The following is a 16,386-nucleotide window of genomic DNA, read 5'->3' on the forward strand; positions in this document are numbered from 1 at the left end:
GCCGACTTTTATTGGAGGCCGTTCATCAACTCATCTCGGCGAGCTTGAGGTACCACACTCCAATGAGTGCCGTTGATAGCACCTTCTAGTGCCCATAGCAACTCAATGTTGACGGTTGCAGAGTGCGTATCTCTTATCGCTTTATAGGCGTTAAGCGCACCTTCCTCTTCAAGCTTCTCTACGGATTCGATGCCGGCTTTTTTTAGCATGCGCTCGGTAGCCAGTCGTAAGTTAGGCAAATCTTTCAAACGGTTAGGCTTTGTACTTGCTTGCTGTTCTTTCTCAAGCTTTGCCTTTTTCAATGATTGATTCGCTACTTCGATTAAGCGTTCGCTTGATTCCCATAAATCGCTGGAAATAGCGTAGTACTTTGTAACGACTGGAAAGCCACGTTTTTTATAAACGTAAGGCTTTAGCCCTTGTTTCTCGAAGTCAGATGAAGTTTTTTGGTCTGCTCTGATATGAAGCTGATTGTTTACCACTAGTGCAAACATTGTTTCATCAGCGAATAGTCCGAAGCCACCAAACATTGAGCGCGACTTGATATTACCAAGTGCCTCAAATAGCTTCATAGAGTCTTTGAGTATCGGTTTATCCATGTTTTGTTATCTCGGTGTAATTAATATTACGCCACCAAAAGTCAGGTCCGAGAGAGTAGCAAACATGCGTAAAAACAATGTCATTACAGAGTAAAGTCATTGCTTACACACTTGCCATCGGTAACCCCGCTACCTTCCATATCGTAATATGGTTCAGGCCGGAGGCTTTGCGTCCCACTCTTTCGAATGGTTTGCCCTGTGCGTGACACAATGAGCATACTTCTTATATTGAATTAACATCACGGTTTAGCGTTAAAAGTGTGATTTCGGTTCAATAAAAATGATAGATTGAATGCTCTATTTTGCATATGGAAAGGTGCAAATTGGCCTTTGAAAAGGAGTTCTTAATATATATTACATTTATATAAAACAGGGAGTTAACGTTAGTCAATTGTTATTAGAGTGGTGTGAAGTATTAGAGAATGCTTAATTTTTCCAAAAAAATAAGCGCCCCTGTAGAGCGCTTATTTAACACGGTTAAATACAGTGAAATTTAGTTCATTTTCTTCACAGTATTTCGAATTACAAGCTCAGGTTGCATCTCGAAAATTCGTTTTTCGTGTTCTTTATCTTTGATACGCTCAAGTAGAATTTCGAATGCATTTTTACCAACACGACGTTTAGGTTGGTGGATAGTCGTTAGCGGTGGAGAGAAGTATTCCGCAAGCTCGATGTTGTCGTAGCCGATCACTGAAATATCTTCAGGAATTTTGATCCCGTTTTGTTGCAAGCGGCTCATTAGGCCTAGAGCCATTGTGTCGTTAAAACAGAATACCGCCGTCGGGCGCTTGTCCATTGCGGTAATTTTATCTGCAACTAATACGGCCGTATCACATTCAAAGTTACCTTCAAGGATCCAGTCTTCATTTACAGCTAGGTTCGCTTCGCTCATTGCGCGACGGAAACCTGCAATGCGCTCTTGGCAAGCAAGCTTTTCAAAATGACCGCTTAGACAAGCGATATCCGTATGACCATTGTCAATCAGATGTTTGGTTGCAATGTAGCCACCTTCTTCTGAGTTATCCATGATCTTGTCTGCTTGTGAGCTCTCTGGGCCCCAATCCATGACCACTTTAGGAATGTCCGCATGACGGTCAAGCATCTCTTTTAGTTCTTCGGTTAAGTCAGAACACATCACTAGGATGCCATCAACGCGCTTTTCAGCCAGCATACGAATGTAATCGCGTTGTTTTTCGTAAATCCCGCCTGTGTTACATAAAATCAGAGTATAGCCTTGGCGGTAACAGTAGCTCTCAACGCCATCAATCACTTCTGAGAAAAATAGGTTAGTTGATTGAGTTACTAACATGCCAATCGTACGAGTTGAGTTGCATTTTAGGCTGCGTGCAACGGCACTTGGCGCGTAATTCAGCTCGTCAACGGCTTTCATTACTTTTTCTTGCGTTGCTTCTGCAACGAAACGCGTTTTATTGATAACGTGCGAAACTGTCGTAGTGGAAACGCCGGCTAAGCGAGCAACGTCTTTTATCGTGGCCATAAATGGTGTCCTGTATCGAGCTACTGAAATATGTCGTATTGGATGTACCTGATGCTCTAATGGTTTCACACCTAGCAATCTAAAATTGGCGCTAAGTGTCTCGGCAGCGGTTGATCCAAGTGCGACAAAAGGGTGCGTAGCAGCATCGGTCGATGAATTTTATCTTTTTTCTATCTGATGAGAAATTGCCATCAACCTGTTAAGAAAACACAAAAACCGCTATATTTCAGCGGTTTACATATAAATCATATTTAATCGTTTGCGCTCACATTTTAGCCCTATGTGGACTGACTAGCAATGTTTTCAGCAAGAGATTTGTGTATTTGAAGTCACATTTTGACTGCTAAATAACCAAGCGTCTTTGCGCTAAGTTAAGGCAAACGAATATTATACCCAAGTTACTTACAATTGGTCACTTTCAGGCATACAGGAAGCCCGATAGGCAGGCTCCCTAAAAATAGGCGGCAATTATTCCCCAAGAAGGTAGGCGCTGTCTAGTTTACAAAATGCAACTAATAGTTTCGCGACACTCGAGTAAAATCCAAATTCGTCGAATTTTTTACATTTGTCTGAAAACTGAGGTAACCAAGACATCAATTGTTGCTGGATAAAGTCGTTTTGTTTAACGAAGGCTTCTTCCATGTGTTTTTCTTGTTCAAGCTCGTTTGAGCGGATAATCATGTTCCCGAGAAAGTCGAGCTCAACGGCTAAGTGATCCGCAGGTTCCTTTAGGTTTTCGTCTACTTGAACGCCAAATTCAGCCATCAACTTTTCCATTTCCTCAGCTGGCTTGTCATTCAGTAAACCTGATTCACCAATGTACATGGATGCGTAAGGAAGAGCGCCGTATTTTTCTGTCTTCAAAAACAGTTCACAAAAGTCAGCTGCAAGCTCTAGTTGTGCATCTTCACGATCTTGTAACCGATTCAATGCATCAACTAGGCTATCAACAGCTGGTTTCAGCGACTCATTTTCACCTAAACCTGCGAGAAAACTGCGAATTTCAACACTGTGATAGGCTTCCAATTCTTTCTCTGTTAGTTCTTTTGCGAACAAGCTCGAAAACCACCAGTAAATTTCAGCGCGTTTTTCATTAAAAGCTTTCACTTCTTGCATTTTGGGCTCCTGAATGATGCTTCAAGTCATGCATCACAAAGTCAATTAGGGATATCCCCTAAGTGTAATCAATTAAAATGAATAGCAGTAACTATAATTGTTATGTTTTATGGTCAAAAATGACCGTTTATTAATAGCAATGGGCAAGCTTGTTTTGAATCAATAAAAACGCTAAATCTTGCGTTTTAATGTATCTATGACTAGAAATGTTACTAGTTATGAATAGAATACGTCTTGGATAATAAGAAGACAGAAAAGTGGTGTAAATGAGCTATCACGTATTAGTCGTAGAAGATGATGTTGTAACTCGTAGTAAGCTTGCGGGATATTTCCAAAATGAGGGCTACCAAGTCAGCGAAGCAGAGAGTGGCGCAGAAATGCGTGAAGTTTTGCAAGCGGGCGATGTAGACCTGATCATGCTGGATATTAACCTGCCTGGTGAAGACGGCCTGATGCTTACTCGTGAGTTACGTAGCCAATCGGATATTGGTATCATATTAGTAACAGGACGCACGGATAGCATTGATAAAATCGTAGGCCTAGAAATGGGTGCTGACGATTATGTGACAAAACCTTTTGAACTGAGAGAGCTGTTAGTTCGCGTTAAAAACTTGCTGTGGCGTATTTCAGCAGCGCGCAGTGGCAGCTCGAAAGCGAATGAAACCAGTGAAGAGCACATTGTGCGCTTTGGGGAGTGGACATTCGACATTCAACGTCGCGCACTTAGCCGCAACGGTGAGCCAGTAAAACTAACTAAAGCAGAGTATGAACTTTTGGTGGCATTATCGTCTTACCCTAACCAGGTGTTAAGTCGTGAGCGTATTTTGAACATGATCAGCCATCGAGTGGATGCGCCGAATGACCGCACCATTGATGTTCTTATTCGACGTATGCGCGCAAAAATGGAGTTCGATCCTAAGAACCCACAGATTTTTGTAACGGTACACGGCGAAGGCTATATGTTTGCTGGTGACTAGTTGGAACATAACTCAATCGTAAAAAGAAAAAGGAGAGCTTCGGCTCTCCTTTTTTGTGGCTTCAAGATAATACTAGTTTGCTTCAACCATTGGTGTTTGGCCGACAGTATCACGCAACCTTTGCCAAATACTGCCCAAGTACTCATGCCAATAAAGCTCTGTTTGTTCTAAGTAACGCGCTTTAGGTGAGTATTTATCCCAAGGTTGACTGATTTCGCTAATAGCTAAGAAGTTGGTCGGGGCTGGGATTGGTTTAATGCCTGCTGCGTTGAACTCATACAATGCACGGCTCATGTGACTCGCAGAAGTGACTAACACAATCTCCTTTTGTTGAACGAATGCAGCCGCTTGACGCGCCTCTTCCCACGTATCTTTCGCATCTTCTAATAAAATGATATCGGATTTCGCGACTCCCAACGCAAGGGCAACGTTCGCCATCATTCGCGCGTGGCTAATTTCAGATCCGCCAGCATAGCCGGATAAGATTAATTTCGCGCCTGGATACATTCTTAAAATACGAATGCCCTCAGTTAAGCGCATTAATGCTGCACGGCTTAACTGCGAGGTGGGTGGAATTTCGTCATCGATAACATGACCATTCCCTAAAACCATCACGTAGTCGATGGTGCCAGAAACTGGCAAAAAGGCTTTATGCTCTCGCTCTAACGGCATAAGAAGCTTGGTTGAAACAGGTTGGAAGGCAACAAGAAAAATGCCAACAAAAGAGAATAGAACAACGAAGCAGCCAGTTTTACGTTTTGTAGTAAAACTAATGAGAGCAAGACCCAACAAGCCTATCAGCAGCAATGCCGGAAGGGGCATAAGCATGGCTGACACTACTTTTTTCAGCTCAAACATACATAAATAGTCCGAAAAAACATCAATTGATAATAAAAATGAGGGTATCCCTCTTTATTCCTGCTTTCCTTGTGCCAGAATAGCGGCACAATCCGTTATGATAACTCAGCAGAAGTGACAGAAGACCGCAATTTCGACGATATCGCCCACAAATTTGCAAAAAATATTTACGGCTCCGATAAAGGGGAGATCCGCCAAATCATTGTGTGGGAAGATTTTCTACAGATTCTAAGTGAATTAGATGCTGACCAGCAACCCCTAGAAGTGTTGGACGCTGGTGGTGGTTTGGCACAAATGTCGCAAAAGCTTGCTAAGCTCGGACATCGAATCGCTTTATGTGATCTATCTTCGGAAATGCTGCAGTTGGCTAAGCAGGATATTGAAAAAAACGGTTTGCTTGAGCAGTATCGCCTGATTCATTCGCCTGTCCAATCCATCGGTGAACATATGGATGTACAGGTCGATCTGGTTATGTTCCACGCTGTGATGGAGTGGCTGGTTGATCCTAAGGCCGCACTTGAAACAGTTCTAGAGCAAGTAAAACCGGGAGGCATCGCATCAGTCATGTTCTACAACCACCACGGTTTAGTCTATAAAAATGTGGTTTGTGGCAACATTCCTCATATTTTAGACGGCATGCCTCACCGGAAAAGATTTAAACTACAGCCACAGAAAGGCCTAAAACCCGAAGAGGTCTATCAATGGATAGAAGATTCTGGTTTTAGTATTTGTGGCAAATCTGGTATTCGTTCCTTCAGTGATTTCATAGGCAATATGCAATACATGGGCGATTACGAGTTTGAAGATGTGTTGGCGCTAGAAAAACAACTTTGTCGACAAGAGCCATACCTCTCATTAGGCCGCTACATACACGTGTGGGCTAAGAAGAACGATAAACAGGAATAACGATGAGTGAGATGACTCTCAATGCTGCAGAGCAACCAATCGATGAGTTGGTTGGCTGGGTTAAGCAGCACGATTTCTCGTTGAACCTGACCACTGAGCGATTGGCATTTTTGATTGCCATCGCTGTACTAAGTAATGAAAGGTTCGATGAAGAATTGGGTGAAGGTGAATTGCACGACGCATTTGCCATCGTCACTCGACTTTTTGATGAGACCGGCGAAGCTTCGGCTTTCCGTGCGAACAATGCCATCAACGAGATGGTTAAGCAGCGTCTTATGAGCCGTTTTGTCAGTGAGATTACTGACGGAGCGAGCATTTACCGCTTGTCGCCATTAGCGATAGGAATTACCGACTACTACGTGCGTCATCGCGAGTTCTCGAAACTGCGTCTTTCTATCCAGCTATCGATGGTAGCGGATGAAATGGCAAAAGCGATTGAAGCTGCACAAAAGGGTGGCACTCCGGGCCACTGGAAGAAAAACGTTTACGGAATTTTGAAATATTCTGTAGGCGAGATCTTCGATCAAATCGACCTTAACCAACGTGTGATGGATGAGCAGCAACAGTCTGTTAAACAACAGATTGCTGATCTGCTTAACAAAGACTGGCGTGAAGCGATCAACAACTGTGAAGCGCTACTGTCAGAAACGTCGAGCACGTTGCGTGAACTTCAAGATACGCTGCAAGCTGCCAGTGATGAACTGCAAACTCAGATCCTAGATATTCAAGAAATTGTTTACGGTGACCCTGAGCTGGAGTTCATCGAAGAAGCCTTGTTTGGTCTGCAAATGAAGCTGGACCGAATCACAAGCTGGGGCCAGCAAGCGATCGATCTCTGGATTGGTTATGACAGACACGTACACAAGTTTATCCGTACTGCTATTGATATGGATAAGAACCGTGCGTTTAGCTCGCGTCTGCGTCAATCCGTCAAAGATTACTTCGATGCGCCTTGGTATCTGACTTATGCAGATGCGGAAAGGCTTTCTGACCTTCGTGATGAAGCCCTAGTACTGCGTGATGACGAGGTAACGGGTCAAGTTCCGATGGAAGTAGAATACGAAGAGTTTCAACAAGTCAATGATGAGTTGGCAGAGCGAATTGGTGACATGCTAAAAGCGCATAAAGATCAAGGCACACCAATCGACTTGAGCGTGGTACTGCGAGATTACCTTGCACAACACCCATACACTCATCACTTTGATTTAGCTCGCATTGTCGTTGATCAGGCGGTACGTCTGGGTTACTCAGAATCCGACTACCAAGCTGTTCAGCCAGACTGGAAAGCAATCAACGAATTTGGTGCAAAGGTACAAGCGAATGTCATCGACCGATACTAATGAATACATGTCAGAGAATCTGGCAAAAGCAATTTCTAACCCTCTGTTCCCAGCGCTAGACAGCATGCTTCGAGCAGGGCGTCATATCTCAAGTGAAGATCTAGACAACCACGCGTTGTTGTCGGATTTCGAACTTGAGCTTTCTTCTTTCTACCAACGCTACAACACCGAATTGGTGAAAGCGCCAGAAGGTTTCTTCTACCTTCGTCCACGTTCAACGTCTCTGATTGGCCGTAGTGTTCTTTCTGAACTGGATATGCTGGTGGGTAAGGTATTGTGTTTCCTTTACCTAAGCCCGGAGCGTCTTGCGCACGAAGGCATCTTCACTAACCAAGAGCTGTACGACGAACTGCTTGCTCTAGCAGATGAAAACAAGCTGATGAAGCTAGTGACGAACCGTGCGACTGGTTCCGACCTTGATAAAGAAAAGCTGTTTGAAAAAGTACGTACGTCACTTCGTCGTCTACGCCGTCTAGGCATGATCATCAACATCGGTGAAACCGGTAAATTCAGCATCAGTGAAGCGGTATTCCGCTTTGGTGCCGATGTACGTATTGGCGATGACATGCGTGAAGCGCAGCTGCGTCTGATCCGTGATGGTGAAGCAGTAGTGCACACCAAAGAGCCAAGCCAAGGCAGCTTATTGTCTGAAGAAGATCAAGACGACCAAGCCCAAGAAGAAACAACAGAAGAGGGTGAAGCATGAGCATGATTGAACGCGGTAAATACCAATCGCTGACCATGGTCAACTGGAACGGCTTCTTTGCCCGTACGTTTGACATCGATGGTCTGGTCACCACGCTATCAGGTGGTAACGGTGCAGGTAAATCAACCACAATGGCGGCGTTCATCACCGCATTGATTCCTGACCAAACGCTGCTGCACTTCCGTAACACGACAGAAGCAGGCAGCAGCCAATCGTCTCGCGACAAAGGTCTGTACGGTAAGCTACAGCCGGGCGCGTGTTATGCGGCGCTTGACGTGGTTAACTCACGTAACCAACGCCTATTGTTCGCAGTAAAACTGCAGCAAGTTGCAGGTCGTGATAAGAAAGTAGATATCAAACCGTTTGTTATCCAAGGTCTTCCAAGCCATGTGAAACCAACAGATATCTTGGTTGAAAGCGTATCTGCGACTCAAGCTCGTGTACGTCAAATCAATGAAGTAAAAGAATCAATCGCAGAATTTGAAGGCGTTCAATTTAAAGCCTTCTCTTCTATCGTGGATTACCACGCACAAATGTTTGAATTCGGTGTGATTCCGAAGAAACTGCGTAACTCTGGTGACCGTTCTAAATTCTACCGCCTGATCGAAGCATCGCTTTACGGTGGTATCTCAAGTGCGATTACCCGTTCGCTACGTGACTACCTTCTGCCACAAAACGGCGGCGTGAAGAAAGCGTTCCAAGATATGGAATCGGCGCTGCGTGAAAACCGCATGACGCTAGAAGCGATCAAAACTACGCAAGCAGACCGTGACTTGTTCAAACACTTGATCACAGAGTCGACTAACTACGTGGCAGCGGACTATATGCGCCATGCTAACGAGCGTCGTAAAAAACTAGAACAGACATTGTCTTTGCGTTCAGAGTTATTTGGTTCTCGCGAGACCTTGATTGAGCAAAACAATCTGCTTAATCGCGTTCAAGAAGAGCTGGAACTGCTGATCGAATCAGAATCTTCTTTAGAGCAAGACTACCAAGCGGCTTCTGATCACTTGCAACTGGTGCAAAACGCGCTGCGTCAGCAAGAGAAGATCGAACGCTACCAAGAAGATCTTGAAGAGCTGAGCGAGCGTCTTGAAGAACAAATGATGGTAGTGGAAGAAGCGCAAGAACGCGTGATGATGGCTGAAGAGCAAGCTACCGTTGCAGAAGAAGAGGTGGATAGCCTTAAGACGCAACTTGCTGATTACCAGCAAGCTCTTGACGTTCAGCAAACTCGCGCCCTTCAATATCAACAAGCAGTTCAAGCGCTGGAGAAAGCGAAGCAGCTACTTGGCGATGACAGCCTAACGGCGGAATCGGCTCAAGCGCTTGTCTCTGAGCTTAAGAGCAAAGAATCAGAACACACCAATGCGTTGCTATCGGTTAAGCACAAACTGGACATGTCTTCTGCAGCGGCAGAGCAGTTTGAAACCGCGCTTAAACTGGTACAAAGCATCGTTGGTCAAGTTGAGCGCAAAGACGCGTCTGAACATGCGAAAACTGCAATTGCGAAAGCGCGTGAGTCACAACAAATTGCACAAAACGAACAACAATGGCGAGCACAACACCGTGATCTCGAACGCAGCCTTAACCAGCAGCGTCAAGCACGTGAACTGGTTGCTGAATACAAAAAGCAATATCACGTTGAACTAACCGATGAGGTTACGTTTGAACAAGAACGTGAACGTCATGCGACGCAAATCGAATCACTAGAGATAGCTCAAGAAGAAGTTCGTGATCAGCGTGGTGAACAGCGCCGTCTAGAGCAAAACGCGGTGGCAGAAATCAGTAAGCTTGAAGCAATAGCACCAGCTTGGATTGCGGCGAACGATGCGCTAGAGAAACTGAGAGAGCAGAGCGGTGAACAGCTTGAGGATCGCCATGCGGTAATGAACCACATGCAAGTTGTCCTTGAACAAGAAAGGGAGCTGTCTTTAGCTAAAGATAAGCTTGCTGAGCGCCGTAGCCAGCTAGACTCTGAGATTGAGCGTCTTGCTTCTCCTGGTGGTTCAAATGACCCTCGCCTGAAAGGTTTGGCAGATACGCTGGGCGGTGTATTGCTGTCTGAGATCTACGATGACATCACGATTGATGACGCGCCTTACTTCAGTGCGATGTACGGTCCGGCTCGTCACGCTATCGTCGTTTCTGACTTGTCAGGCATCGAAGAGAAACTGGTAGAGCTAGACGACTGTCCAGAAGACTTGTACATCATTGAAGGTGACATCGATGCCTTTGATGACAGCTCGTTCGATGCAGAAGAGTTAGAGGGCGCGGTTTGCGTTCGTATGAACGATCGCCAAATGCGTTACTCTCGCTTGCCTGAGATCCCATTGTTTGGCCGCGCGGCACGTGAGCAGCGTCTAGAGTTGCTGCGTAACGAACGAGAAGAAGTGGTAGAGAAACACGCAAAAGCGGCGTTTGATTCTCAGAAAATGCAGCGCTTGTACCAAGCGTTTAACCTATTTGTGTCTAACCACATTCAGGTTGCTTTTGACGCCGATCCAGAACAAGCACTGGCAACTATTCGTGATAAGCGTAACCAAATTGCTCGCGTGTTGGCGGATCTGGATGCGAAAGAGCAACAACAACGTTCTCAGCTTCAAACCAGCAAGCAAGCGTTGTCTTCTCTGGACAAGCTAGCGTCACACATGGTGCTTGTTGAAGATGAGTCATTGCAAGCGCGTTTTGATGAGCTAGAAGAGAAAATCGCTCAGCTTGCAGAGGCAAAAAACTTCTTAAACAACCATGCAAAAGCCGTCACGCAATTAGAGAATATTGCGTCTGCGCTTGATGCTGACCCAGAGCAATTCGATGCACTAGAAGCAGAATACAAAGCGGCAGACGAGCGGCTACAAGATCTTAAGAAGCAAATCTTTGCACTCTCGGATCTCGTTGAACGTCGTCACTACTTCGCTTACTCAGATTCAGTAGACCTACTGAACAAGAGTAGCGAACTGAGTGAGCAGCTAAAAGCTAAACTGGTTCAAGCTGAACAAATGCGTACTCGCTCTCGTGAAGAGTTGAAGCAATCGCAGGGTCAAATGAACCAATACAACCAAGTATTGGCATCATTGAAGAGTTCACACCAAGCGAAACTGGAAACGGTTCAAGAGTTCAAACAAGAACTTCAAGAGTTTGGTGTTAATGCGGACGAAGGTGCGGAAGAACGTGCAATGCGTCGTCGTGACGAACTGCACGAGCGTCTACACACGTCTCGCAGTCGTAAGAGCGAATACGAGCGCACGATCACCTCTACTGAACTAGAGATGAAAGGCTTGGCGAAACGTCTGAAGAAAGTTCAGAAAGAATACGTTGAGCTACGTACGTTCGTGGTTGCAGCGAAAGCTGGCTGGTGTTCAGTACTTCGTCTGGCGCGTGAGAACGATGTTGAGCGTCGTCTACACAAGCGTGAACTGGCTTATATGTCAGCGGATGAACTGCGTTCAATGTCGGATAAATCATTGGGTGCGCTGCGTCTCGCGGTTGCGAACAATGACGACCTGCGTGATGCGCTGCGTCTATCAGAAGACAATGCACGTCCAGAGCGTAAAGTTCTGTTCTACATCGCGGTTTACCAACATCTTCGCGAGCGCATTCGTCAGGATATCATCCGTACTGATGATCCAGTTGAAGCGATCGAAGAGATGGAAGTTGAGCTAGCGCGTCTAACGGAAGAGCTAACCCAACGTGAAAACCGCTTAGCGATCAGCTCTGAGTCAGTAGCGAGCATCATTAAGAAGACGATTCAGCGTGAGCAAAACCGTATTCGTATGCTGAACCAAGGCCTGTCGAACATCTCGTTTGGTCAGGTGAAGGGCGTACGTCTAAACGTGAAGATCCGCGAAAGTCACGAAGTGCTACTGAACGGTCTAGCGACACAGCAAGAGCAGCACAAAGACCTGTTTGAATCGACTCGCTTTACTTTCTCCGAAGCAATGGCGAAGCTGTTCCAACGTGTGAACCCACATATCGATATGGGTCAACGTTCTCCTCAGGTTCTGGGTGAAGAGCTACTGGATTACCGTAACTACCTAGAGCTAAGTGTAGAAGTGAACCGTGGTACAGATGGTTGGCTACAGGCTGAGTCTGGCGCACTATCAACAGGCGAAGCGATCGGTACCGGTCAGTCAATCCTTCTGATGGTCGTGCAAAGCTGGGAAGAAGAGTCTCGTCGTCTACGCAGCAAAGACATTGTGCCTTGTCGTTTGCTTTTCTTGGATGAAGCAGCGCGTCTGGATGCGAAATCGATCGCGACATTGTTCGAATTATGTGACCGTCTGGATATGCAGCTTCTTATCGCGGCGCCTGAAAACATCAGCCCAGAGAAAGGTACGACCTACAAACTGGTGCGTAAGGTGTTTAAAGATCACGAACACGTACACGTGGTTGGTCTGCGTGGTTTTGGTCAAACGGATAAGCCTAAGACTGAAGCACAAGAGATGATTGAAGAGTTTGAATCGTAAACTTCGAATCTAACAAAACGCCCGCAATGAACGCGGGCGTTTTTGTATCTGTTTGCGAGGCAGGCTTCGAACTACATAAGATAAGCCGAGACTGTAGGACGGCAGTCTCGGCTTATTAGCGGAACTTAATGAGGAAGCGACGTTTATTCCTCTGGAATATCGTCCCTGACTTCGATCATTTCAGCAAGCTCTTCAAGTGCTTGGACAGAAAGCTCAGACAAGCGTTGTAGGTGTTGGTCTAAGCTCTCTTGTTCTTCAAGCTCTGGTTCATCATTATTTGTTTCTTTTATTAGCATTTCCCAACCTCTCAAGTTGAGTAAGGGGAGCTCTCATCATACTCAAAAGGCAAAGTAGAAAAGAAACGATCTATGTTGATTTTGTTAGCTCGATCATTGATTCAACTTATATGAGAAGGATGTGTTTAATAAGGAGAGCAAGTGCAAGGTTTTTGGATGCGGGAACAAAAACGCCAGTAATCATGACAATTACTGGCGAGTAATAACGAACATTAGGTCGGAGGGTTAGAACAACGGCTTCACACCGAACTGCTCTGCTGCGTAAGCGACGCGTTCAATCGGTTTTGGATACTCAGCAGGTGTGCCAAGGCTCTCTATGTGTTTCAAACGAGGAAGCAAGCCTGCACCATTAGCGATTTGGATTGCCAGACCAGGGCGAGCGTTAAGCTCTAAAACCATAGGTCCTTCATCTTTATCCAGCACCATATCCGTACCCATGTATCCCAAACCTGTCATTTCCCAGGCACTTGACGCAAGCTCCAGCAAGCGCTCCCAATGCGGTACTTGAAGGGTCGAAAGGTCTTTACCTGTATCAGGGTGATGAGTCACTGGATGATCGAACTGCACCGCTCTGACGGCTTTACCTGTCGCGATGTCAATGCCTACTCCTACGGCACCTTGGTGAAGGTTTGCTTTGCCGTCGGAAGCCGCTGTAGAACAGCGCATCATCGCCATAACTGGATAACCTTTAAATACGATGATCCGAACATCTGGTACGCCTTCATAACTGAAGCCATCAAAACAGTCATCAAACTTGATTAAGTTTTCAACCACAGCAACGTCATTTTTACCACCAAGAGAGAAAAGGCCAGCAAGCGCATTACTAATGTGACGCTCGACCTCATCCCTACCAATTGTAGAGCCGGAGGGTTTGGTATATACCCCGTTTTTGTGAGACGTAACAACCAGAATGCCTTTACCGCCACTACCTTGTGCAGGTTTGATTACAAAACCAGGCCAGTTCTCAACCATTTTGTGGATAGTCTTAACTTCAGCTTGGTTATGAATGACACCGATCAGGGCAGGAACTGTTGCTCCTGCTGCCTGTGCAATAATTTTGGTCTTTAGCTTGTCATCGACAAGTGGGTATTTAGAACGATCATTGTAACGGCCAATATAGCTGTGGTTACGCTTGTTCATCCCCATAATGCCTTTATGGCGAAGCTTAGACGGCGAAGTAAAACTTTCGAACATCGTTTAGTCCTCCGCTAGTGGTTTGAAGCGTCGTAGCTCAGTGAGGCGGTAACCTGTGTAAGTACCTAGTAATAGAATACCGGCCAGAACAATCAACTGTAGACCAATGAAGTTAAAGGTTAAGTGTTGAATGTATGAGTTCGTCATTGCAAGGTAAACTAATACCGCTGTCAGCAATGAACCACCACCTTGCAGAGCAACTTCCTTCGCACCTTCTTCTTCCCATAGGATTGACATACGTTCAATCGTCCAAGACAAGATGATCATAGGGAAGAAGGTAATTGTTAGGCCTTCCGTTAAGCCCATCTTAAACGCAACAACGGTGAACACCGAGATGATCATGATAACGGTAATAATGACCGCAGATATCCTTGCTACCAGCAATAAGTTCAACCTAGACAAATAGCTTCGAATAATCAGGCCTGTACCTACAATTAGCAAGAAACCGACAATACCCGTTAATAGTTGAGTTTGAACAAAAGCAACGGCAATCAACACAGGCATGAAGGTACCGGATGTTTTCAGGCCGATAATCACACGCAAGAACACAACGATCAGAGCACCAATAGGGATGAGCATGATGGTTTTGAACATCGCTTGCTCTTCCAAAGGTAAGCTATGAATTGAAATATTCAGTAATCCATCTGCTTCTATTTTGTTGTTTGTAGCTTGTTGTGGTGTCATTTCTTGCTTAATCATCGAGAAATGCACTTGGCTATTTTTACCACCAACAAGGTCAAGTAAGGATACGTTTGATTCATCCCACACTAACAAGTTGGGTTTCACTGCTTTTTGTTCGGATTTTGGCGAAAACAGTACCCAATCTTTACCTGACCAAACCTGAACCATTGGTTGAATTGTTTGGCGTCGACGACCATCTTCTAGTTCGATAACACCGACGGTTTTGCTTTGTATACCTGCGGTAAGCAAAATATTATGCAGTGCATCAGTACGGCTGAAATCGTTCAGTAGTAGCGACGAGTTTTGGCTATCTGGGTCATTAAGCGCTTTGATAAGCTCACGAGTAAACGTCACATTATCGGCTGAGCGACTCATCGCACGTTCGATAAGGGCATTTGCCGCTGCTGCTTGTGGTGCTGATAGCGTTGGTGGCGTAATGTCTTCCGTTGGCGGTAAAGGAGTGACTTTAGCCTGAGGGTCTACTAAGAACTGGGCTTTGTAGTATATGGTTTGTGGCCCTTGAGCTTGGCGAATTGACCATTCTGCACGACGGCCTGAATCGTCATTGATGTAGGAAACGCCATAACCTGATGAGGAAGCAGATTCACCGATAAGTGTGTAACCACTTTGTGTATGAGGTGCTGCAAGTGACGCTTTTACTTCGTTGCCGTTAGCATTGAACTCAATACGAGCTTCTACATCCCATACCTGGCGAGTTTCGCCTGGCGTCCAAGGCACGCCGTAGTTTTCATGTCTGAAAACACTCAGAGCAATGCCCGCAATCACCAATAAGATGATAGAAAGGTAAAACGGTATTTTTGACGTCATAATCTACCTTATTATTTTTTATCTTCGTCCGTTTGGATATAGGTACGACTTACATCGACAAGTGCTATGTCGCGCATAAATTCTCTACCCAGTAAAATAGGATGGTTCATATGTGAGCGATCTGCCAACGTAAATTGCGCTTTTTCATGAATTTTTCCAACGCGCACCCAAAGTTCTACCACAGCGCGGCGTTCTAACTCTTCACTGGTAACCTGGCGGATTTTGACGTAGCGAATGACAGGAGCTTCGATCCAAGTACTTTTCTCTTCTTCGGATTTACTGGTGTCTGCTAAGTGGAATCGGACCCATTTTTTGCCATTTCTTTCGAACTCTTCAATATCAACGGCATTTAAAGACGACGTCGCGGCACCAGTGTCGATACGTGCATCAAAAGTTTGCTTAATCGACTCTACAGTGACCTTTTCGATAGAGCCAAGGACAATATCGTGAGTTGGGGTTGGTTCCACAGGAGCGGGAGATTGGACAATAATCGGCTCTTTCGGTTTTTTTACTTCTGCCATTGCTTCATCGCGAAATGTAAGAAGTTCAACCTGTAGTTTATCGACTTGTTCTTCAAGGCTGTCGATATAGTCCGATTGGTTGCTGAGCTGTAGCTCTAGGTTGGTAATGCGATTATTGACATTCGCTTCTGAATTTTGAATCGCCGCTAACGTTTCTTGGTGGTACTGTTCGCCTTTGGTTAGTGAGCATCCAGATAGTAAGGCGATGGCAACAATCGGGGTCAATCGTAATAACATTGAAAACCTTGGGATTGGATTAAGTTGTTTATTTTTTAGGAGTTTAGCTTATATCGATAAAGCCTCACAAGTAAGAATGTTTCTCTATTACTTATTGTTTGAGGAATAGTGATGAAAAGCCAAAAATCAAGGACATAAAAGCGCATCCTTATTTAGAGCGTGC

Annotated in this window: 13 protein-coding genes and 1 riboswitch; of the genes, 5 read left to right on the top strand and 8 right to left on the bottom strand. The window is 45.3% G+C overall.

Going from position 1 to position 16,386, the window contains the following annotated elements:
• Nucleotides 1-8 precede the first annotated feature (8 nt).
• From R7044_RS03885 to torD, 3 genes are all read right to left on the bottom strand, one after another.
• Nucleotides 9-599, bottom strand: a complete 591-nt coding sequence (locus R7044_RS03885) for a TfoX/Sxy family DNA transformation protein (RefSeq protein WP_005378367.1) — start codon at nucleotides 597-599, stop codon at nucleotides 9-11.
• Between the two features lie 116 nt (nucleotides 600-715).
• A riboswitch (cyclic di-GMP riboswitch) is annotated at nucleotides 716-805 on the bottom strand.
• A gap of 287 nt (nucleotides 806-1,092) precedes the next feature.
• Entirely contained in the window at nucleotides 1,093-2,097 is a 1,005-nt protein-coding gene (gene purR, locus R7044_RS03890; RefSeq protein WP_005378368.1) for an HTH-type transcriptional repressor PurR, read from the bottom strand.
• A gap of 468 nt (nucleotides 2,098-2,565) precedes the next feature.
• Nucleotides 2,566-3,213: a molecular chaperone TorD gene (torD, locus tag R7044_RS03895; protein ID WP_005378369.1), complete on the bottom strand. Its 648-nt coding sequence runs from the start codon at nucleotides 3,211-3,213 to the stop codon at nucleotides 2,566-2,568.
• A gap of 266 nt (nucleotides 3,214-3,479) precedes the next feature.
• Between torD and torR the strand changes: the two genes are divergently transcribed.
• Complete coding sequence (gene torR / locus R7044_RS03900) at nucleotides 3,480-4,190, top strand: two-component system response regulator TorR (protein ID WP_005378370.1); 711 nt, start codon at nucleotides 3,480-3,482, stop codon at nucleotides 4,188-4,190.
• A gap of 72 nt (nucleotides 4,191-4,262) precedes the next feature.
• On the opposite strand, the gene elyC is transcribed toward torR, so the two are convergent.
• A complete protein-coding gene (gene elyC, locus R7044_RS03905; protein ID WP_005387893.1) occupies nucleotides 4,263-5,048 on the bottom strand; it encodes an envelope biogenesis factor ElyC in 786 nt (261 codons plus the stop codon).
• Nucleotides 5,049-5,162: 114 nt separating this feature from the next.
• On the opposite strand from elyC, the gene cmoM reads away from it, so the two are divergent.
• Genes cmoM through mukB form a run of 4 tightly spaced genes read left to right on the top strand, consistent with a single transcriptional unit; the run spans nucleotide 5,163 to nucleotide 12,466 of the window.
• The gene (gene cmoM, locus R7044_RS03910) at nucleotides 5,163-5,954 is read left to right on the top strand and encodes a tRNA uridine 5-oxyacetic acid(34) methyltransferase CmoM (RefSeq protein ID WP_225455421.1); all 792 of its coding nucleotides are present in this window, start codon (nucleotides 5,163-5,165) and stop codon (nucleotides 5,952-5,954) included.
• A 2-nt stretch (nucleotides 5,955-5,956) separates the two neighbouring features.
• The gene (gene mukF, locus R7044_RS03915; RefSeq protein WP_009707095.1) at nucleotides 5,957-7,294 is read left to right on the top strand and encodes a chromosome partition protein MukF; all 1,338 of its coding nucleotides are present in this window, start codon (nucleotides 5,957-5,959) and stop codon (nucleotides 7,292-7,294) included.
• The gene (mukE, locus tag R7044_RS03920; protein WP_005378379.1) at nucleotides 7,275-8,000 is read left to right on the top strand and encodes a chromosome partition protein MukE; all 726 of its coding nucleotides are present in this window, start codon (nucleotides 7,275-7,277) and stop codon (nucleotides 7,998-8,000) included. Before mukF ends, mukE begins: the two co-directional genes overlap by 20 nt.
• 2 nt (nucleotides 8,001-8,002) lie before the next feature.
• The gene (gene mukB, locus R7044_RS03925; RefSeq protein WP_205391102.1) at nucleotides 8,003-12,466 is read left to right on the top strand and encodes a chromosome partition protein MukB; all 4,464 of its coding nucleotides are present in this window, start codon (nucleotides 8,003-8,005) and stop codon (nucleotides 12,464-12,466) included.
• Between the two features lie 143 nt (nucleotides 12,467-12,609).
• On the opposite strand, the gene R7044_RS03930 is transcribed toward mukB, so the two are convergent.
• The 4 genes from R7044_RS03930 to R7044_RS03945 form a co-directional block, all read right to left on the bottom strand.
• Nucleotides 12,610-12,762 carry a hypothetical protein gene (locus R7044_RS03930; protein WP_005378381.1) on the bottom strand — a complete coding sequence of 51 codons (153 nt, stop codon included), beginning with the start codon at nucleotides 12,760-12,762 and terminating at the stop codon, nucleotides 12,610-12,612.
• A gap of 225 nt (nucleotides 12,763-12,987) precedes the next feature.
• The gene (locus tag R7044_RS03935) at nucleotides 12,988-13,956 is read right to left on the bottom strand and encodes an alpha-L-glutamate ligase-like protein (RefSeq protein ID WP_005378387.1); all 969 of its coding nucleotides are present in this window, start codon (nucleotides 13,954-13,956) and stop codon (nucleotides 12,988-12,990) included.
• 3 nt (nucleotides 13,957-13,959) lie between these two features.
• Nucleotides 13,960-15,465, bottom strand: coding sequence for an inactive transglutaminase family protein (locus tag R7044_RS03940; RefSeq protein ID WP_005378389.1), 1,506 nt, complete (start codon nucleotides 15,463-15,465; stop codon nucleotides 13,960-13,962).
• A gap of 11 nt (nucleotides 15,466-15,476) precedes the next feature.
• Complete coding sequence (locus tag R7044_RS03945; RefSeq protein ID WP_005378391.1) at nucleotides 15,477-16,223, bottom strand: ATP-dependent zinc protease; 747 nt, start codon at nucleotides 16,221-16,223, stop codon at nucleotides 15,477-15,479.
• Nucleotides 16,224-16,386: the final 163 nt, after the last annotated feature.

The organism is Vibrio sp. 1402 (genome assembly GCF_033340275.1).

Coding starts and splice junctions, on each gene's coding strand:
- mukB (WP_205391102.1), top strand. CDS start 8,003: ATGATTGAACGCGGTAAATACCAATCGCTGACCATGGTCAACTGGAAC.
- elyC (WP_005387893.1), bottom strand. CDS start 5,048: ATGTTTGAGCTGAAAAAAGTAGTGTCAGCCATGCTTATGCCCCTTCCG.
- R7044_RS03885 (WP_005378367.1), bottom strand. CDS start 599: ATGGATAAACCGATACTCAAAGACTCTATGAAGCTATTTGAGGCACTT.
- torD (WP_005378369.1), bottom strand. CDS start 3,213: ATGCAAGAAGTGAAAGCTTTTAATGAAAAACGCGCTGAAATTTACTGG.
- R7044_RS03940 (WP_005378389.1), bottom strand. CDS start 15,465: ATGACGTCAAAAATACCGTTTTACCTTTCTATCATCTTATTGGTGATT.
- torR (WP_005378370.1), top strand. CDS start 3,480: ATGAGCTATCACGTATTAGTCGTAGAAGATGATGTTGTAACTCGTAGT.
- mukE (WP_005378379.1), top strand. CDS start 7,275: ATGTCATCGACCGATACTAATGAATACATGTCAGAGAATCTGGCAAAA.
- R7044_RS03930 (WP_005378381.1), bottom strand. CDS start 12,762: ATGCTAATAAAAGAAACAAATAATGATGAACCAGAGCTTGAAGAACAA.
- R7044_RS03935 (WP_005378387.1), bottom strand. CDS start 13,956: ATGTTCGAAAGTTTTACTTCGCCGTCTAAGCTTCGCCATAAAGGCATT.
- R7044_RS03945 (WP_005378391.1), bottom strand. CDS start 16,223: ATGTTATTACGATTGACCCCGATTGTTGCCATCGCCTTACTATCTGGA.
- purR (WP_005378368.1), bottom strand. CDS start 2,097: ATGGCCACGATAAAAGACGTTGCTCGCTTAGCCGGCGTTTCCACTACG.
- mukF (WP_009707095.1), top strand. CDS start 5,957: ATGAGTGAGATGACTCTCAATGCTGCAGAGCAACCAATCGATGAGTTG.